Genomic DNA, 18839 nt, shown 5'->3' with positions numbered 1-18839 from the left:
CTGAGGCGGCCTCACACCCGTCGCCCCCGAACCTACTGCGCCACCAGACCCTTTGCGTCACGCGCCAGCGCCGTCAGCCGCGAGATGGCGCGGAAGTACTTCTTCCGGTACCCGCCGTTCAGCATCTCGTCACTGAACAGCCGGTCGAAGGGCAGACCGGAGGCGAGCACCGGGATCTCGCGGTCGTACAGCCGGTCGGCCAGCACCACCAGGCGCAGCGCGGTGGACTGGTCGGGCACCGGGCCGACGTCGGTGAGACAGACCGCCGCGATCCCGTCCGTCAGCGCGCCGTAGCGGCTCGGATGCACCCGTGCGAGGTGGTCGAGGAGGGCCGGGAAGTCGTCCAGCGAGGCACCCGCGGTGGCGTACGCGGCCCTGGTCACGGAATCGTCGGAGTACGGCGGCGGGGCCTCGGGCAGTCCGCGGTGACGGTAGTCCTCGCCGTCGATCCGCAGAGGCCGGAAGTGCGCGGACAGCCCCTGGATCTCGCGGAGGAAATCGACCGCGGCGAAGCGGCCCTCGCCCAGCTTGCCGGGGAGCGTGTTCGAGGTGGCGGCCAGGGCGACGCCCTGTTCGACGAGCCTGCTGAGCAGGGACGACACCAGGACGGTGTCGCCCGGGTCGTCCAGTTCGAATTCGTCGATGCAGAGGAGCCGGTGCCCGCCCAGCGTCTGCACGGTCTGCTGGAAGCCGAGCGCGCCGACCAGGTTCGTCAGCTCGACGAAGGTGCCGAACGCCTTGAGTGAGGGGTCGGCCGGAGTAGCGTGCCAGAGCGAGGACAGCAGGTGCGTCTTGCCGACGCCGTACCCGCCGTCGAGATAGACGCCGCGCGGCCCGCCGGGTGCCGCCTGCTTCCTCCCGAACCACTTGCGCTTGCCCGAACCCGTCGCGTGCGCACCGCCGAGCCCGGCGGCGAAGGAGCTGAGCACACCGACCGCCTCGGTCTGGCTCGGCTGGTTCGAGTCCGGTACGTACGTATCGAAGCGCACCGAGTCGAAGCGCGGCGGGGGCACCATCTCCGCGACCAGCCGGTCGGCGGGGACGCGCGGTTCGAGGGCGCACAGGGACTGCGGGGCCGTTTCGGCTATGGGGCTCTGCCCCGGCACGGCTGTGGAGGACGACACAACTCTCCACCTTAAGGCCTCTCCCGGAAGGCCTCCGGCGCCGTGCCAGACTGCCGGACATGCGACGCCTGCTCCCTGTGACGGACCCGACCACCCCAGCCGCTGCCGCCGATCGCGAGTGGACGCTCGACGAACTGGCCGGCGCCTACGCCTACCCGGCGGGTGACCGCCCCTGGCTCCGGGCCAACATGGTGTCCACCCTCGACGGGGCGGCCCAGCACGACGGCCGCTCCCAGGGCATCTCGTGCGCCGCCGACATGCGGATCTTCGGAACCCTGCGAGGGCTTGCCGACGCCGTGGTCGTCGGCGCGGAGACGGTGCGCCTGGAGGGTTACCGTCCCGCCCGGGCCCGCGAGGCCTTCGCCGCCCGGCGGGCCGCGGCGGGGCAGGGCCCGGCCCCGGCCGTCGCCGTCGTCAGCGCCGGCCTCGACCTGGACTTCTCCCTCCCGCTCTTCGTCTCGCCCCTGGTCCCGACCCTCGTGATCACCGGGACGGCCGCACCCGGGGACCGGGTCCGGGCGGCGAGGGAGGCGGGGGCCGAGGTCCTGTTCGCCGGGGACGGCGCCGCCGTCGAGCCCGCCCGTGCGGTGGCGGAACTGGCGGCCCGCGGTCACACCCGGCTCCTCACCGAGGGTGGCCCGCGGCTGCTCGGGCAGTTCGTGGCGGCCGGTGTGCTGGACGAGCTCTGCCTGACCCTGTCACCGCTGCTCACGGCCGGAGACGCGCAGCGCATCGCGGGCGGGCCGGCGGTGGTCGTGCCGGAACGTTTCTCCCTCGTCTCGCTGCTGGAGGAATCAGGGTTCCTCTTCACTCGGTACGGGAAGATCTGACATTGAGCGGAATATCCCGTTCCGGTTAACTCCTGGTGGGCACACTAAGTCCTGCTACCCCGTGCAATTGCGGGGAAGGATGGTTTCAGCAGAAGCGGCCGCCCCGTCGGCCGACAGGATGAAGCGGAAGGGCGCCTGCCGTGTTCACGAGCGTTTTGATGATCGAGAAGCCCCTCACTCCCGAGGACGTGGAGTTCGTCACCACCCTCCACGGCGAGGAGCGGATCTCGTTCGTCGTCCTGATGCAGCCCCGCAGCGACCAGGCCGACGTACTGCTGAGAGCGATCGACGACGTCGCGATCGGCGAGCTGCGGGAGGCCGTCCGGGAGGGTGAGCAGCCGGAGGGCAAGGAGGCCCGCGAACCCGCGGAGATGGCGCTGGAGTACTCGCTCAGGGAACTGCGCGAGGCCGGTTCGGAGGCCGTCGGCCAGGTGGTCGAGGACCATCCCCTGGACAAGCTGAAGACCGTCGTCGACGACTCGGGCGCCGACGAGGTCATCGTCCTGACGGCGCCTCACTACGTCGAGGAGTTCTTCCACCGCGACTGGGCGTCCCGGGCCCGTCACAAGGTCGGCGTACCGGTGCTCAAGCTCTTCGCGCACAGCGAATAGGCTGGGGGCGGACCCCTACCCACGTCAGCACACCTCGGGAGACTCACGCATGGCACCCGGTATTCCTGCCGCCCTGGAACGGCCGCACTTCATCGGCATCGGCGGAGCCGGAATGTCGGGCATCGCGAAGATCCTCGCCCAGCGCGGAGCGAAGGTGGCGGGCAGCGACGCCAAGGACTCCGCCACCGCCGAGGCGCTGCGGGCACTGGGTGCGACGGTCCACATCGGTCACGCGGCCGGTCACCTGGCCGACGACGCGACCTCGGTGGTCGTCTCCAGCGCCATCCGCGCCGACAATCCCGAGCTGGTCCGCGCCGCCGAGCTGGGCATCCCCGTCGTGCACCGCTCCGACGCGCTCGCCTCCCTGATGGACGGGCTGCGCGCCGTCGCGGTCGCCGGCACGCACGGCAAGACGACCACCACGTCCATGCTCGCCGTCGCGCTGTCCGAGCTGGCACTGGACCCGTCGTACGCCATCGGCGGCGACCTGGAGGGCCCGGGCACCAACGCCACGCACGGCGGCGGCGACATCTTCGTCGCCGAGGCCGACGAGAGCGACCGCAGCTTCCAGAAGTACGATCCCCAGGTCGCGATCGTCCTCAACGTCGAGCTCGACCACCACGCGAACTACGCGTCGATGGACGAGATCTACGAGTCGTTCGAGACCTTCGTCGGCAAGGTCGTCCCCGGTGGCACCCTCGTCGTCGCGGCTGACCAGGCCGGCGCCGTCGAGCTGACCGAGCGGGTCCGCGGCAGGTCCTCCCTGGACGTGGTCACCTACGGCGAGTCCGAGACGGCCGACGTACGGGTCCACAAGATCACCCCGCGTGGCCTGACGAGCGAGGTCACGGTCGTGCTCAACGGCAAGTACCTCACCTTCACCGTCTCCGTGCCGGGCCGCCACTACGCACTCAACGCGGTCGCCGCCCTCGCCGCGGGAGTCGCGCTCGGTATTCCCGCGCACAACCTGGCCTCCGCCATCGGCAAGTACACCGGGGTCAAGCGCCGCCTCCAGCTCAAGGGCGAGGCCGCCGGTGTCCAGGTCATCGACTCCTACGCGCACCACCCCACGGAGATGACCGCAGACCTGGAGGCCATGCGCGGCGCGGCCTCGGACGCCCGCCTCCTCGTGGTCTTCCAGCCCCACCTCTTCTCCCGCACCAAGGAGCTCGGCACCGAGATGGGCCAGGCCCTCGCCCTCGCCGACGCCTCCCTCGTCCTCGACATCTACCCGGCCAGGGAGGACCCCCTGCCGGGTGTCACGAGCGAGTTGATCATCGACGCCGCGAAGGCCGCGGGAGCCGAGGTCACGGCCGTCCACGACAAGGCCGCGGTCCCCGCCGCGGTCACGGGAATGGCGAAGCCGGGCGATCTGGTTCTCACCATGGGAGCGGGCGATGTCACCGACCTCGGCCCGCAGATCCTGGACCACCTGTCGAGCTGAGGAGCCACCGTGTCGTACGACGTCGAGAAGCCTGACGAGCAATGGCGGGCCGAGCTGACCCCCGCCGAGTACGCGGTGCTGCGCAAGGCCGGCACCGAGCCCGCTTTCGTGGGTGAGTACACCGACACCAAGACGGCAGGCCTCTACTCCTGCCGTGCCTGCGGTGCGGAGCTGTTCCGCTCCGACACCAAATTCGAGTCGCACTGCGGCTGGCCGTCCTTCTACGACCCGAAGGACACCGACGCCGTCGAGTTGCTCCGGGACGACAGCCTCGGCATGGCACGCACCGAGGTGCGCTGCGCCCGCTGCGGTTCACACCTCGGGCACGTTTTCGAGGGCGAGGGATACCCCACCCCGACGGACCAGCGGTACTGCATCAACTCCATCTCGCTGACGCTCGCGCCCGACGAGGCCTGAGAGACGTGGGAAGCCCCGGCGGCCAGGGCCGGCCGGGGCGCAGCACGACGCCGCCCGCCAGGAGACGCACTCCTGGCGGGCGGCGGTACGTTCCGGTCACGCGGGTGCGGGCCGCGTGCGACCCCTCCGCGACCGGTCAGGCTCACACCTTCGTGAGCTCCGCCGCCGGCCGCTGCACCGGGATCTCCTGCTGCAGCCGCTCGCCCTCGATGTCGAGGTCCGGCAGGATCCGGTCCACCGGACGGGGCAGCCACCAGGCGGCACGGCCCAGCAGGTGCATGACCGCAGGTACGAGGGTCATGCGGACCACGAAGGCATCGACGAGCACGCCGACGGCCAGGGCGAAGCCGATCGACTTGATGACCGGGTCGTGCATCAGCACGAAGCCGCCGAAGACGGCGGTCATGATGATCGCCGCTGCCGACACCACCCGCGCGTTGTGGCCGACACCGCTGACGACCGACTCGCGTGCGTCGCTGCCGTGGACGAAGTCCTCCCGCATCCGCGAGACGAGGAAGACCTCGTAGTCCATGGCCAGCCCGAACAGGATGCCGATCAGAAGGATCGGCAGGAAGCTGACCAGCGGCCCGGGTGTGTCGAGGCCGACCAGATCCGCCAGACGGCCCTGCTGGAAGATGGCCACGGTGATGCCGAACGTCGCGCCGATGGTCAGCAGGAAGCCCAGCGCCGCCTTGACGGGTACGAGGATCGAGCGGAAGACCAGCATGAGCAGCAGGACCGACAGCCCGACCACGAGCAGCAGGTAGACCGGCAGGGCGTGGGCGAGCTTCTCGGAGACGTCGATGCCGACCGCAGTGGCTCCTGTCAGCGCCACGGACGCCCCCCGCACGCTCTCCACCCGGTCGCGGATCGCGTTGACCGTGTCCTCCGTCGCGGCATCGGTCGGACCCGTCTCGGGGATCACGGCCAGCAGCGCGGTGGTGCCCCGCTCGTTCTTCTGCGGCGGGGCGACGGCGAGCACCCCGTCGGTCTTCGTGATCAGCCCGGCCGCCGCCGCGGCCGCGGCGGCGGTCGCCTCCGGGGTGTCACCGGAGACGACGGCGATCAGCCGTCCGTTGAACCCCTCCCCGAATCCCCGGGTGGTCAGGTCGTACGCCTCGCGGTTGGGGGAGCCCTCCGCCTCGGTGCTCGCGTCGGGCAGCGCGAGGCGCATGTCCTGCAGGGGCAGGGCCAGCGCGCCCAGGCCGATCACGCCGACGAGCAGCAGGGGAACGCGCAGCCGCGCCACGACCCGGCCCCAGCGGAAGCCGAAGCCGGTGCCGGCACCTCCGTGCGCCTCGGCGGAGGCGACGCCTGAGGTCCTGTCCAGGTTCCTCTGCTTGCGGGGCAGTACCCGCACTCCAGCGAAGCCGAGGACGGCCGGGAGGAGCGTGAGGGACACCAGTACCGCGAGAGCGACCGTGGCCGCCGCCGCGAGGCCCATGACCGTCAGGAAGGGCACCCCGGCGACGGCGAGCCCCGCCAGCGCGATGACGACGGTGGCACCCGCGAAGACCACGGCTGAACCGGCCGTACCGGCCGCGCGGCCGGCCGCCTCCTCACCGTCCATGCCGTCCTCGACGTACGTGCGGTAGCGGGAGGTGATGAACAGGGCGTAGTCGATGCCCACCGCCAGGCCCAGCATGAGCGCCAGGATGGGCGCGGTGCTGGTCAGCTCCACGGTGCTGCTGAGGGCGAACAGTCCCGCCATTCCGGCCGCCACCCCGACCAGCGCGTTCAGGAGCGTCATGCCCGCCGCCACCAGGGACCCGAAGGTCAGGACCAGTACGAGAGCGGCGACCCCGACTCCGATGACCTCGGTCGAGCCGACCTCGGGTACGCCCCGCATGATCTCGCCGCCGTGCTCCACGCGCAGATCCGCGACGGACGCGCCCGCCTTCGAGAACGCCTCGCGCTGGGCGTCGGTGATGCCGTCGACCCCGGTGGTGAACTGCACCTGGATCAGTGCGTAGCGGCCGTCCTGCGAGACGGCCTTGGACACGAAGGGGTCGACGGCGGCGAGGACGCCGGGGACCCTCGCGGCCTCGCCGGTCACGGGAGCCACGGCCTGCGGTGTCAGCTTCCCGCCCTCGGGCGCGGCGACGACTATGGTCCCGGTGGCGCCGCCGGCCTGCGGGAACTCCCGGGACAGTGCGTCCAGGGCTTTCTGGGACTCCGTGCCCGGAATCGAGAACTTGCTGGTCGTGGGCCCGCTGAAGGCCGCCGCTCCTCCTCCGAGGAGGGCGAGCAGCAGGAGCCAGAGCGCGAGCACGCGCCCCCGGCGACGGAAGGAGAGCCGGCCGAGCCGGTAGAGCAGGATAGCCATGCGGTAGAGGCGTCTTTCTCTTCGAACTGGACGACTTCTGTCAGCTGACGGGATGCCCGAGGGTTCTCAGAGCCCCCTGCACCAGCGCGGCGCGCATCGCGTCCGGCGCGACATCCACGTCGGCGGCGACCGTGACCGCCACGCCGCCGATGACCATCTGTGCGGATACGCGCGCCGCCGGTTCTCGCGACCGGCCGGCCAGTGCGTCCGCGAGCTGGTCGACCGCCTCGGGGATGACGGCCAGGACCGGATGGCCGAGCATGTCGGGCAGCTCGGCGAAAATGATCTTTACCTCCTGGCGGAAGCGCATCGCCAGACCCACGTAGACGTCCACCGCCGCTCGCACGGCCCGGTCGCCCTCCAGTGCCGCCAGGTCGTCCCTCATGGCGGTGAGGCTCTCCGCCGGAGGGGTCAGCAGTTCCGTGAGGATCGCGTCCTTGCCCGCGAAGTGGTAGAGCAGGGACGCCTTGGAGCACCGTGCCTCGACCGCGATGTCGTGCAGCGAGGTCCCCTTGAAGCCGCGCTCGGCGAACAGGCGCACTGCCGAGTCGAGAATCTGACGGCGCATGGGGGAGGGCTGGCGTGGCATGCGGACACCGTAGCTGACCGATCGGTCAGAACTGGCCGATCGGCCAGGTTCTCGCCGTGAGCCACGCCACTTTCGCGCGAATGCCTCAGTGGTGAGGGGAGGCCGCCGTCTCGGCCCGGCCGGGGGACGGACAAAGGCCCCCCAGTTCAACTGGAGGGCCTTACAGTGGCTTCGGTCGGGCGGCGGACGGCTCGGGAGGAGTGGGCGGGCTCTACTCCTCTTCGTCGGAGCCGGACTCCGCGGCCGCCTCGGCCCGCAGCAGCGGGTGCGCGACCCCCGGGAACACCCGGGCCCGCACGACCTCCTCGGCCGCCCCGCCCAGCACCACGGTCTCCGCGACCCCCCACGGGCGCCCCGCGAGGCGGACGGTCAGCGTGTACGAGGACGAGCAGCCCATGCACTCGTACCGGTCCGCCCAGACCTCGACCTCGGTCAGGCTGCCCGGGTAGCGCCTCACGTGCAGGTGCCGGGCATGGCAGCGGTCGCAGGTCTCGCCCGGCTCGCACGTGCCCCCGCAGGGGCAGGGCACATCCAGCGAACCGGCGGGCTGCCAGCGCTGGACGAGCACCGCGTCACGCGTGGCGCCCATGTCCTTCATCGCCTTCAGATTGCGCGCGGCGACGTTGTACGACTCGCCGGTCGCGGCCATCCGGTCCCGGATCACGTCCTTGCGTCCGCGGTTCGTCGTCATCCTGCTCCTCCTGGGGTGTCACGCAGCCCGCCGGGAGGCACACGAGATCAGAGTCTCCAACGGTACCCGCCCCAGGAGGACCGGCCTACCCGCACCGGATTCACTCAGGGCCGCGGCCCCGTCAGCGGCACTTCAGTTCCTTCTCCGCGAAGGCGGTGAACTGCTTCAGGAGGGCGGGGAGGATGCGGCGGGCCTGCTTCTCGTCCGGTGCATGGTCTGCGGTGACGTCGAGTTCCACGTATTTACCGAACGAGGGCGACGAGTTCGTGGGCTCGCAAGGGATGTAGGATGCCGCCCCGTCGCTCCAGGAAATTCCCTTCTTTCCCGCGTCGACGGCTTTGGGGCGGGCCTGGTCCCATGAACTCCAGTCGATCTGGCTCTCGGAATCCCGACGGGTGGCCACGGCTCTGAAGCCGTAGTTCCCGTCGATGTACACCAGGCAGCTCAAGCTCCGTACGTGCTCGGAATAGTGGAAGGGCTCGGCGCGCTGCGTGACCGCGTCGCCCGTGGGGAGGAGGGGAGCGACGTCAGCACCGGCGAAAGCTCCCCAGCAGACTCGCTTGGGTAGTTCCGGTACGGATTTCGTCTTCTCGTCGGTCGAGCATCCGGCGAGGCCGAGGAGGAGCGAGACGGTCGCAAGGGTCACTGCAGCTGTTTTCTTCATTCTGTTCACTACTGCTTTCCCTTGGGGTGCGAAGTGGCGACCAGATCTCGCCCGATCGAATGCGCTGAGCCGGTCTGAGTGGATGCGGCGCCTTGATATTCCTCGATCTGTTCGGCTGTATAACCTGTTCCTCGGGCGGCTGCTGCGACCGCGTTCCGAGCTGAATCCTTCGCTGCTGATTCCGCCCCTGCGTAGCCCACTGATGATTCGAGGCGAGCCTCGCCCGAGGTGTCCTTCTCTGCACTCTCCAGAGCCGACTCGGTGATGTCCTCCTGAATCCAGTCGACGACGTCGCCTCCTACCGGGATCATCTCCACGTATTTGGCGCCGACGGCACTGAGGATGCGATTTGTCCATTTCGCATTCTCGGCGGTGCCCTCGTTGTACTCCACGTCTGCGTGGGCCTTGGCGTCGTGAACCGCGTATGCCCGAGCCTCGGACATCATGCCCGCGATCTCGCCCCCTGGGTGAACGGCGTTCTGGACCGCCAGACCGGTGTCACCGTGGCTCCCGGGATGGCGGAACACATCACTGACCAGCGCCGTCGTATACGCCTGCTGCGCATTGGTGATGGCGCCGTAGGCCTGTGGGTCCTGGGCCACCGCGCCCAGGAATCCGGCCATCTGCCCCTTGTCGAATTCCGCCGCGTGCCCGAACGGTTTGATCTGGCCCGCCCCGTTCTCCGCCGTGGCCTGCAGGTCCGGCATGTACTCCGCCGCCATGTTGCCGAACTGCCGGGACAGTCCGCTGAGGGGTGCCGCAGGGTCGCCGGCCTTGGCGGCCACGAGTTCGGGGTTCGTGCCGGTCTTCTCCACGACCTGCTCCATGACTTCGGCCATGGCCTTGCTGTGGGAGACGGGCCGCGCGTCGTCGTCGCCCGGGGTCCGTCCGGTGACCGCTGCTTCCAGCGCGTTGCCCATGGCGGTCTGGCCCGGGGTGGCCTCCCCGCCGACCGCCGTGTCGTACCAGTCGGCCGTCGGCTTCTTGTCGAGCATGTAGTCGACCACGCCCTGAGCGTTCTTGCCCTTGATCTCGGCGTCGGACAGCGTGACGATGCCGTCCTTGTTGGTGTCCTCGCGGATCCCCTCGTGGAAGAAGGCGGTGGAGGCGTCGGGGTTCTTGCTCATCGCCTCCATGAGTCCGGTGAGGGGGTTGAAGCCCTTTCCGCCCTCGGCGTCGAGGTTGATCGCCATCTTCTGGTCGTAGGGCAGGTTGGCTGACCAGACTCCGGGGTCCTTCTTGTCCATCGCGACCATGTCCCGGCCGACGGCCGTGAGGAAGTCCTTGTCGTACGTCCCCTCACGAAGCAGTGCGCCGAGCGCCTGGTAGCCGTAGACCTTGGTGCCGACGCCCGCGAAGCCCGACACGTCGACCTCCTTGCGGCCGGCCTTCAGGAGCTGTGTGGTCCACGTCGCGTCCAGATGGTTCGGCGTCGAGGTCTGGGTGGCAAGACCGAGCATCGCGCCCATGTCGTTCTGCATGCCGCGGACCAGGGCCGCCCGGTCCTGGCCGAGGGGGCCGAGCGATGTCGCGTCGAGCGACATCCTGGTGTAGGCCTCGAGCGTCCCCTCCGCGCCGATCTTCCGGTAGAAGCCGGTCGCGAACTCGGGATCGTTGCGGTTGTCGTCGATGAGGTCGGCGAGTTGCTCGAGGGCCTTCACGTTGCGGGCGGTGCCACCCTCGCCCGTGACCGTCTTCAGCAGGCCGGCGGCGCGGTCGACCTGCTCGGCGTCGAGGCTGGTGAACTTCGGTGCGCTGAAATCCTTGTCGCCCTTCACGTTGGCCATGAGGGCGCGTCTCAGGGAGTCGTCGGCGTCGGAGAAGTCCTCGACGAGCCGGTCGATCCGCTTCTGCCAGGCGACGACGGCAGTCTTCTGCTTGCGCAGGGCCGCCGGGTAGTCGGGATCGTGCCGCGCACCGGGGTCGTCCTCCAGGTCGTACCGGGGGGACACGTGCCCGGCCGCGCTGATCACTATCCCGGCCTTCCCGGCTTCCTCGTCACGGATCCTGACGAGCTCGTCCTTCGCGATCTTGAACGAGGTGTGCGCGTCCGCGAGCAGTAGCCGGATGCCCTTGGCCTCGGCCGCCGCGTCCTCGAACTCCTCTGCCGTCTTCGCGATGAACGGTCTGGTGACGCTCGCGTTGACTCCGTCCCAGTCGGCCTTGCCTGCCTTCGCCTTCATCCCGGTGCGGGCGTCGTCAGCCAATGACTCCAGCTTGGTGACCATCTCCGCCCAGCTGTCGGCGGCTTCCTCGAGCTTGCCCAGAGGCGCGCTCACGACGTCCTCGAACTCCATGGCTCTCTCCCCCGTAGGCCGGCCGGTGATCGGACGGACCCGCCCAGTGCTGCGCTACAGCGTAGGGCCTCTCGTTCGGATCATGCTGGGCGCGCGGGGTCTGGTGCCGTTCGCGGAGGTACGCACCTGCGAACGGGCACCCGAGGTCAGCCCCTGCGCACCCGGCCCGCGATGCGTTTGCCGAGCCGTCCCAGGGACCGGGGCGGACGGTTCCAGGTGCGGAAGGCTTCCAGGGTGCGGCTGCTTCCGTCGCGTTCCACCGCCTGCTCCGCCGCCGCCAGTCCCTCGGCCGACAGGGCGCGGACCGCCGGGCGCAGCACCTCGTCGAGCAGGGCTGTACGGGTCCGGGCCCAGGGGGCGCCCGCGTGCGGATGGGAGTTCCACACGGCGAAGCAGTCGGCGACGTACGCGGGGTCGGCAGCCAGCAGTGCCCGGACCTCGTCGCGGCGGGCGGCTGTGCCGTAGGCCGCGATCAGGTCCTCGTCCCCGCTGTGCACGAAGGCGTACAGCTCGGCCTCGGGCCGGTCCGGGGCCAGCAGCCGTTCGGCCAGGGCTCCGTAGGCGTGTTCGAGGGCCGAGGGCTCCACGGGTTCGGCGCGGCTGCGCAGCGTTCTGGCGTGGTCGGCCCAGCCGGGTTCCGCCGATCCGGAGCGGATGTCGCGCGCGAAGTCCAGGAGCATCAGGCAGGCGCGCTCCCGGGCATCGATCTGCTGAGGGAAGCCCCGCAGCAGGTAGTGGGCCAGTTCGGCGGCGCCCACGTCACCGGAGGGGGCCGCGAGGGCGGCGTCGACCATACGCGCCCAGGTGCCGGCCACCCGGTGGGCGTCGGACGTCGTCTCGTCGAGCAGTGACCTGGCCTCGTCCGCCGTCGGGGTGTCCTCGCCCCAGACCAGGCCCACGGCGGTCCGCAGCACCAGCGGTTCGGCGAAGGGGGACATGCCCGCGGCGCGCAGCACGGTGTGCAGGACGGCCGGCCGGCCGGCGCCCCTCGTCCGGGCGGCGGGCGCCTCGGCGCACATGCGCAGGTGCGGCAGCGCCTGCGTCCCGGTGAACGGCAGCGTGACCCGGGACAGGAGGTCCTCCGTGGCCGCGGGGTGGTCCGGGGCGAGCCTGTCCAGCTCGCCCAGCAGTGCCGTACGCACGTCGAACTGCTCGTCCAGCAGTTCCAGCAGGGCGGGACATGCCTCGGCCCCGTCATGGTCCAGCAGGGCGCGGGCCAGGCGGCGTACGGCCCCGGGGAGCAGTTCCGTGGAGTCGAGGCCCAGCAGCCGCACGAGCCGCAGCACCTGCACGGTCCGCGCGACGCCGCGGGGCGGGGCGGAGAGCTCGGCCAGCAGTTCGCCGCCCATCTCGTCGACCAGAGCGGCGAGGGCGCGCTCCCCGTCAGGGCCCTCGAACACCGACCGCGCGGGAGGTTCCAGGGTCACGTCGTCGCCCCGTACCGCCTCGGTCACCAGGAGGGCTGCCAGCGGTGCGGTCACGGAGGCGGGACAGCGGCCGTCCAGCGCCGTCAGCAACCGGAGAGCCGCGGCGCACTCCGCCGCAGTGCGGTCGTCGGCGGGCGCGGTCAGCGCGTCGGTCAGCTGCCGGGTGCGCTTCTCGTCCAGCGCGTACGGCCGCTCGGCAGCCCAGTCGGCCGCCGCCGCACGCTCGTTGGAGCCGAGCACGATGCCCGCGCCGAGCGCCGTCACCGCGAGCGGGCCCGCCGCGAACGGCTCGCCCGGCAGTTCTGCCGCGTCGCGGAACAGCTCGGGGGCCCTGCTGCGCCAGATGCGGGCCGCGGTCCCCGCCCAGGCGTCGTCCACCACCGCGGCCGGCCGAGGTCCGGAAGCGGCGTGTACACGGAAGCGGGGGTCGCTGATGTCGGGCGCGTCCTCCGGCAGGACTCCTACGACATGGTGCGCGGTGCGTCCGGGACGGCGGGTGTACGTGGTGAAGCTCAGCCGTTCGGCGTGCTCCCGGGGGAGCGCGGCGGTGGCCAGCGCGACCCATCGGGCCACATCGGCGCTCTGCCGCTCCACGAGGACGACCCGCGGCGCCGACAGGTCCTCGCTCGCCCGGCGCAGGTCGGCGAGGACAGCCGCGAGCCACGGGCTGCGGGACACCGCGAAATCACCGAGGCTCTCCCTGGACAACCCCTGCGAGGGGCCGGGCGCGGTGGACAGCACGGTCAGCGGATCCGGCGGGGTGCGGTCCGGTGCCGCGGAGAGCCAGCCGGCCGCGCCCCACGCGGCGACGGGGAGCGTCCCGCCGGGTATCGGCGTGCCGGGCGTCAGGTGCACGGCGTGGGCATGGAAGCCGGCCGGTCCCGTGGCGACCGCGCGGCTGATCAGATGGCTGCCGTCGGAGAGTGCGACGTAGCCGAACGCCACCGGCAGAGAACGGAGTTGTGCGTCGGAGAGCCGGTCGGGAGTGCCTGCCGGAGCTTCGTAGGACAGAAGCGGAGCGGCTTCGGCACGGACCGGCCCCGGTATCGCGGGATCGGTGGCGGTGAAGCGGCCACCGGTCTCCCCGTCGCCGGACGCGACGGAGGTGTAGTGCAACTGCGGGAGGCTCATGCGTAGGCCCTCATCGTCCCTGCCACGTGCGTCCCCGTGCCACGCACCGGCCACCGCTCGCCGCCCTGTTGGGGCGGCCCGGCCCGGCGGAGCGACGACCCCGGCGGGGAGCCTTCCGTAGTCGTGCGGGCGACGCTATCAAGGCCTGACGCCCCGTTGGGCCGCGCGCGACGGGACGACGCCCTAGGTTGGACGTATGACCGAGGCAGCGCTTTCCGCGGGAGTGGTGGAGTACGAGGACACGGGCGGCGACGGGCCCGTGGTGGTCCTGCTGCACGGCGTCGCCATGAACGGCTCGCTGTGGCGGCACGTGGTGGCCGGACTCCGCCCGCACTACAGGTGCGTCGTGCCCACGCTGCCGCTCGGTGCGCACCGGAGGCCCATGCGTCCCGACGCCGATCTGACGGTTCCGGGGGTCGCCCACATGGTGGCCGAGTTCCTGGAGGTCCTGGACCTCGGCGATGTCACCCTGGTGATGAACGACTGGGGCGGGGCACAGGCCCTCGTCGCGGACGGCAGGGACGAGCGGATCGGCAGGCTCGTGATCACGTCATGCGAGGCGTTCGACAACTACCCGCCGGGCCTCCCCGGCCGCAACCTGCTCGTTGCGGCGAAGGTACCCGGCGGGCTGCGGCTCGCCTTCGCCGTGCTGAAGTTGAAGCCGATGCGCAGGCTGCCCGTGACCTGGGGCTGGATGAGCAAGCGGCCGGTCCCGCACGAGGTGATGGACGCGTGGTTCCGGCCGCTGTGGACCTCCGCCGCGATCCGGCGGGATCTGAGGGCGTACGTGCTCGGGGTGCCGCCCGGGGACGAACTCGTGAGATGGGCGGACGCGCTGCGGACGTTCGACCGCCCGGCGCTCGTCGTCTGGGCGTCCGAGGACAGGGTCATGCCCCCCGCGCACGGCCGGAGACTGGCGGAGATGCTGCCCCGGGGCGAACTCGTGGAGATCGCCGACAGCTTCACCCTCATCCCGGAGGACCAGCCGCAGCGGCTGAGCGAGGCCATCAGGGCGTTCGTGCCGCTGTCCTGACGGGGCGGGGGACGGCGTGGCCGGTGGGTCCGCGGGCACGCGGTCCCACCGGCCGGAGGGGCGGACGGTCCGTCAGCCCGCGGTGGTCTCCGGTGCCGTGCCGCCACGGCGCATGCCGATCCCGGCCAGGAGCGCCCCGACCGTGCACAGGACCGCCGTGACGACGACGGCGCTGTGCACACCGTTCATGAACGCGTTGCCGCTGCCTTCGACGACGGCCGCCCGCAACTGCGCGGGCATGCCGTCCGAGACGGGTGCGACACCCATGGCCACCGCGTCCCCGGCCCCCCGGAAACCGGCTGCCGCCGTGGCGGGAACGCCCGCCGAGGTCAGCTCGCCCACGAGGGTGGAGCCCACCTTCCCGCTGATCAGTGACACCAGCACGGAGGTGCCGAGCGCGCCTCCGACCTGCAGTGATGTGGCCTGAAGGCCGCCCGCGACACCACCGTCCCGCTTCGGCGCGTTACCGACGATGGCGTCGGAGGACGCCGACATCACCATGCCCACGCCCAGCCCGATCGCCAGGAAAGGCGGCCACAGGGCGGCGTACGGGGAACCGGCGTCCCAGGTCAGCATCCACAGGGAGGCTGCGGCCTGGAGCACCATGCCGACCGGCATGCTCAGCCGCGGGCCGAAGCGCTGGGTCAGTGCGGCGCCGAGGGGAGCCGCGACCACGGTGGCGAGGCTGAGCGGCAGGGTGCGGACACCGGACTCGACGGGCGTGAAGCCCCGCACGTTCTGCAGGTAGAGCATCACGAAGAAGATGACTCCGAGCAGGACGAAGAAATTGATCGCGGTGACGACCGTGCCGATGGCCAGCGACCGGTTGCGGAAGAGGCGCATCGGCAGCAGCGGGTGGCCGAGGCCCGACTCGTACCGGCAGAAGACGGCCAGCAGGACCAGCCCCGCGGCGATCGAGCCGAGTGTTCCGCCGGATGTCCAGCCCCAGGTCTCGCCCTTGACGACGCCGAACACGAGGGCGACCAGTCCGGCCCCGAGCAGGATCACGCCGGCCACGTCGAAGCGGTGGTGGCCGGTGGAGTCCTTGCTCCTGGGGAGGACGAGCAGGCTGACGACCAGCGCGACGACACCGATGGGGGCGTTGACGAAGAAGACCGACTCCCAGTTGACGTGCTCGATGAGCAGCCCGCCGACGATCGGCCCGAGCGCGGTGGAGCAGGACGCCACCATGGCCCACAGGCCCACGGCCATGCCGAACCTGTGAGGAGGGAAGACCGCGCGAAGGAGCCCGAGCGTGTTGGGGATCAGCAGTGCGGCGAAGACACCCTGAACGGCGCGGAAGGTGATGACGCCCTCGATCGACCCGGAGAGGGCGATCGCCACGGAGGCCAGCGTGAAGCCGACGGTGCCCACCATGTAGACCGTGTGCCGCCCGAAGCGGTCTCCGAGCTTCCCGCCCAGGATCAGCAGGGCCGCCATCGCCAGGAGGTAGGCGTTGGTGACCCACTGGAGGCCGGCGGTCGACGCCTTGAGGTCCCGGCCGATCTCCGGGTTCGCGATCGCGACGACGGAGGCGTCGAGGTTGACCATGAACAGGCCGATGGCGACGGCGACCAGGGTCAGCCAGGGGTTGGCGCGCCTGCTCCCCGGCGCGCGGGGTGGAGCGCTTTCGGGCAGGGAGGAGGTGTCCACGGTGGTGGAGGACATGCGGAAGCCTTGTCTGTGGGTCTTCGGGGTGGAAAGAGGGCACGCCGGAGCGAGCGGCCGGCGGACCGGGCGCACGGCGGCGGCCGGTCACCGCTGTCGCGGCGGCCGGTGACGACGTGCCGGACGCCGGCCGCGGGCGGGCTTCCCGGGTGAGGTCAGCCGGCGGGGGAGTGCAGATTCCTGTTGAGGGAGGCCAGCGCGCCCAGGGCCGCGCCGAGCGCGTCGAGCTCGCCCTCGGTGAGGGTGTGCAGGGCCCGGCTCAGGTGGGCTTCCTTGATCGTCCGCGCCTGGGCCAGCCGCTCCCGGGCCGTGGCCGTCGGGTGCAGGTGGGCGACCCGCTTGTCGGCCGGGTCCTGCCTGCGCTCCAGCAGCTCCTGATCGGTGAGCTGGGAGACGAGCGCGCTGACGTTGTTCGGCTTCATGAGCAGGGCCTCGGCCGCTTCGCGGACCGTGATCCCCTCGCGTTCCTCGACCAGGAACAGCAGCGCCAGCTGGCCGTCCGGAAGCCGGGGATGCGGGAACCCGTGCGCGACCTGCCGCTCCAGACCCCGGTGCAGCGCGGGCAGGAACGTCACGAGCGCGGAGGCCACGTGGTCGATGTCCTGGTCGGGCGCGGTGGGGTCGGGCATGCCCGCAGCATAGGTACGACTCTATAGGTATGTCAACATATGTAAATGGCGTCGGCCTCCGGGCGGGCGGGGCGGCCCCGGACTGCGTGCCGAGAGGCCCCGGCTGGGTGGTATATCTGCAGTTGAGAGCCCCCGAAGCGTCGTGAAGGCGGTCGAGAGAAGGACCATGGACAAGCCCACGCACTTGATCGAGTTCGAGACCATGCTGCTCGGGCGGCACCTCCAACTGAGCGCTCCCCGGTCACGGCGGGGCGGCGGATACCTCGACCGCAGCGCGTACACGCTGCTCAGCCGGATCCGCATGGAGGGCCCGATGTCCATCGGGCAGCTCAGCGAGGCCTTCGGGCTCGACGCGTCCACCCTGAACCGGCAGACCGCCGCGATGCTGCGGGGCGGTCTCGTCGAGCGCATCCCGGACCCCGACGGTGGCATCGCCCGCAAGTTCCGCATCACCGATGAGGGTGAACGGAGCCTGGAAGCCGAGCGGACCGAGAACATCCGCGGTCTCGAACGGGTGATGGCCGACTGGAGCCCTGACGAGGTCGCCGGGTTCGCCGCGTACCTCAAGCGCCTCAACAGTGACATCGAGAACCTCGACGGCCGGCCCTGGCCCCGTCCCTGACGGGAGGGCCCGTACCGCCCCTGAACTGCGGCGATCCGCTGCACCGGCGTCCTTCGTCCGGGCGGCCCGTGTGGCCCTCCCGGCCGGGGGCCTGAAGCTGATCTACGGCCGCGCTTAAGAAATCCTCGATGGACCTGAGGCGCCGGGTGCGGCACATTTCTTGGTGACGGCAGAGATTCCGGTGACAGGCGCCCCGTTCTGTCCCGGCCGCCGTATCCCCCGCCACCCCGGGCCGCAGACCGCCTCCGGCACGTCCGCGCCCGGGAACGCCACGCACCAGGACAGGGAGCCGCACCCGTGAAGGCACTCGTGAAGCACAAGGCCGAACCCGGACTCTGGCTGATGGACGTGCCGGAGCCCGAGACCGGGCCCGGAGACGTGCTGATCAAGGTCCTCCGCACCGGGATCTGCGGCACCGACCTGCACATCCGCGATTACGACGGCTGGGCCCAGCAGGCCGTGCGCACCCCGCTGATCCTCGGGCACGAGTTCGTCGGCGAGGTCGCCGGGATCGGCGCGGACGTCGTCGACATCAAGATCGGCGACCTGGTCAGCGGTGAAGGCCACCTGGTGTGCGGGAAGTGCCGCAACTGCCTCGCCGGCCGCCGGCACCTGTGCCGCTCCACCCTGGGGCTCGGCGTCGGCCGGGACGGAGCGTTCGCCGAGTACCTCGCGCTGCCCGCCTCGAACGTCTGGGTGCACCGGGACAAGGTCGACCTCGACATCGCCGCGATCTTCGACCCGTTCGGCAACGCCGTGCACACGGCGCTGTCCTTCCCCCTCGTCGGGGAGGACGTGCTGATCACCGGCGCCGGCCCGATCGGCATCATGGCCGCCGCCGTCGCCCGCCACGCGGGTGCCCGCAACGTCGTCATCACCGACGTCAGCGAGGCGCGGCTGGAGCTCGCCAGGAAGGTCGGGGTGGACCTCGCCCTGAACGTCGGCACCGAGACCATCGCCGACGGCCAGCGCCACCTCAACCTGCGCGAGGGCTTCGACATCGGCCTCGAGATGTCCGGGCGCCCCGAGGCCATGCGGGACATGATCGCGAACATGACGCACGGCGGACGGATCGCGATGCTCGGCCTGCCCGCGGCCGAGTTCCCCGTCGACTGGTCCCGCGTCGTGACCTCGATGCTCACGATCAAGGGCATCTACGGCCGCGAGATGTACGAGACCTGGTACGCCATGTCCGTGCTCCTGGAGGGCGGGCTCGACCTCGCCCCGGTGATCACCGGACGCTACGGGTACCGCGACTTCGAAGCCGCGTTCGACGATGCCGCGAGCGGTCTCGGTGGCAAGGTACTGCTCGACTGGGCCTCCTGAAGCTCCTCGC

16 protein-coding genes are annotated in these 18839 nt (G+C 71.0%); 7 read left to right on the top strand and 9 right to left on the bottom strand.

The window, feature by feature from the left end; translation table 11 throughout:
* Nucleotides 1-32: 32 nt before the first annotated feature.
* Nucleotides 33-1124 carry a cell division protein ZapE gene (gene zapE / locus OG206_RS06710; RefSeq protein WP_327113239.1) on the bottom strand — a complete coding sequence of 364 codons (1092 nt, stop codon included), beginning with the start codon at nucleotides 1122-1124 and terminating at the stop codon, nucleotides 33-35.
* A gap of 59 nt (nucleotides 1125-1183) precedes the next feature.
* On the opposite strand from zapE, the gene OG206_RS06705 reads away from it, so the two are divergent.
* The 4 genes from OG206_RS06705 to msrB all read left to right on the top strand — a co-directional run bounded on the left by OG206_RS06705 (nucleotide 1184) and on the right by msrB (nucleotide 4426).
* Complete coding sequence (locus tag OG206_RS06705) at nucleotides 1184-1954, top strand: pyrimidine reductase family protein (protein ID WP_327113237.1); 771 nt, start codon at nucleotides 1184-1186, stop codon at nucleotides 1952-1954.
* A gap of 158 nt (nucleotides 1955-2112) precedes the next feature.
* Nucleotides 2113-2565, top strand: a complete 453-nt coding sequence (locus OG206_RS06700) for an indole-3-glycerol phosphate synthase (RefSeq protein WP_327113235.1) — start codon at nucleotides 2113-2115, stop codon at nucleotides 2563-2565.
* 49 nt (nucleotides 2566-2614) lie between these two features.
* Nucleotides 2615-4009 (top strand): UDP-N-acetylmuramate--L-alanine ligase, encoded by a 1395-nt coding sequence (gene murC / locus OG206_RS06695; protein ID WP_327113233.1) that lies wholly within the window; start codon nucleotides 2615-2617, stop codon nucleotides 4007-4009.
* Nucleotides 4010-4018: 9 nt separating this feature from the next.
* Nucleotides 4019-4426 (top strand): peptide-methionine (R)-S-oxide reductase MsrB, encoded by a 408-nt coding sequence (msrB, locus tag OG206_RS06690; protein ID WP_327113231.1) that lies wholly within the window; start codon nucleotides 4019-4021, stop codon nucleotides 4424-4426.
* Between the two features lie 142 nt (nucleotides 4427-4568).
* Here the strand turns inward: msrB and OG206_RS06685 are convergent, their stop codons facing one another.
* From OG206_RS06685 to OG206_RS06660, 6 genes are all read right to left on the bottom strand, one after another.
* Nucleotides 4569-6752 carry an MMPL family transporter gene (locus OG206_RS06685; RefSeq protein ID WP_327113229.1) on the bottom strand — a complete coding sequence of 728 codons (2184 nt, stop codon included), beginning with the start codon at nucleotides 6750-6752 and terminating at the stop codon, nucleotides 4569-4571.
* Between the two features lie 40 nt (nucleotides 6753-6792).
* Nucleotides 6793-7341, bottom strand: a complete 549-nt coding sequence (locus tag OG206_RS06680) for a TetR/AcrR family transcriptional regulator (RefSeq protein WP_327113227.1) — start codon at nucleotides 7339-7341, stop codon at nucleotides 6793-6795.
* A gap of 211 nt (nucleotides 7342-7552) precedes the next feature.
* Entirely contained in the window at nucleotides 7553-8032 is a 480-nt protein-coding gene (locus OG206_RS06675; protein ID WP_327113225.1) for a hypothetical protein, read from the bottom strand.
* 121 nt (nucleotides 8033-8153) lie between these two features.
* Nucleotides 8154-8678, bottom strand: a complete 525-nt coding sequence (locus tag OG206_RS06670; RefSeq protein ID WP_327113223.1) for a hypothetical protein — start codon at nucleotides 8676-8678, stop codon at nucleotides 8154-8156.
* Nucleotides 8679-8704: 26 nt separating this feature from the next.
* Nucleotides 8705-10993 carry a DUF6571 family protein gene (locus OG206_RS06665; RefSeq protein ID WP_327113221.1) on the bottom strand — a complete coding sequence of 763 codons (2289 nt, stop codon included), beginning with the start codon at nucleotides 10991-10993 and terminating at the stop codon, nucleotides 8705-8707.
* Nucleotides 10994-11139: 146 nt separating this feature from the next.
* Entirely contained in the window at nucleotides 11140-13551 is a 2412-nt protein-coding gene (locus OG206_RS06660; RefSeq protein ID WP_327113219.1) for a GTPase-associated protein 1-related protein, read from the bottom strand.
* A gap of 196 nt (nucleotides 13552-13747) precedes the next feature.
* Between OG206_RS06660 and OG206_RS06655 the strand changes: the two genes are divergently transcribed.
* Nucleotides 13748-14584 carry an alpha/beta fold hydrolase gene (locus tag OG206_RS06655; RefSeq protein WP_327113217.1) on the top strand — a complete coding sequence of 279 codons (837 nt, stop codon included), beginning with the start codon at nucleotides 13748-13750 and terminating at the stop codon, nucleotides 14582-14584.
* Between the two features lie 72 nt (nucleotides 14585-14656).
* Here the strand turns inward: OG206_RS06655 and OG206_RS06650 are convergent, their stop codons facing one another.
* Both OG206_RS06650 and OG206_RS06645 read right to left on the bottom strand, forming a co-directional pair.
* Complete coding sequence (locus OG206_RS06650; RefSeq protein WP_327113215.1) at nucleotides 14657-16252, bottom strand: DHA2 family efflux MFS transporter permease subunit; 1596 nt, start codon at nucleotides 16250-16252, stop codon at nucleotides 14657-14659.
* 155 nt (nucleotides 16253-16407) lie between these two features.
* Nucleotides 16408-16881 (bottom strand): MarR family winged helix-turn-helix transcriptional regulator, encoded by a 474-nt coding sequence (locus OG206_RS06645; protein ID WP_327113213.1) that lies wholly within the window; start codon nucleotides 16879-16881, stop codon nucleotides 16408-16410.
* 166 nt (nucleotides 16882-17047) lie between these two features.
* Here OG206_RS06645 and OG206_RS06640 point away from each other — a divergent pair, with 166 nt between their 5' ends.
* Both OG206_RS06640 and tdh read left to right on the top strand, forming a co-directional pair.
* Nucleotides 17048-17503, top strand: a complete 456-nt coding sequence (locus tag OG206_RS06640; protein ID WP_327113211.1) for a MarR family winged helix-turn-helix transcriptional regulator — start codon at nucleotides 17048-17050, stop codon at nucleotides 17501-17503.
* A gap of 297 nt (nucleotides 17504-17800) precedes the next feature.
* Nucleotides 17801-18829 (top strand): L-threonine 3-dehydrogenase, encoded by a 1029-nt coding sequence (tdh, locus tag OG206_RS06635; RefSeq protein ID WP_327113209.1) that lies wholly within the window; start codon nucleotides 17801-17803, stop codon nucleotides 18827-18829.
* Nucleotides 18830-18839 lie beyond the last annotated feature (10 nt).

The sequence above is a fragment of the Streptomyces sp. NBC_01341 genome, from assembly GCF_035946055.1.
Lineage (GTDB): Bacteria > Actinomycetota > Actinomycetes > Streptomycetales > Streptomycetaceae > Streptomyces.
The sequence above is the reverse complement of the archived record's forward strand: the minus strand, read 5'-3'. Positions and strand labels throughout refer to the sequence as shown.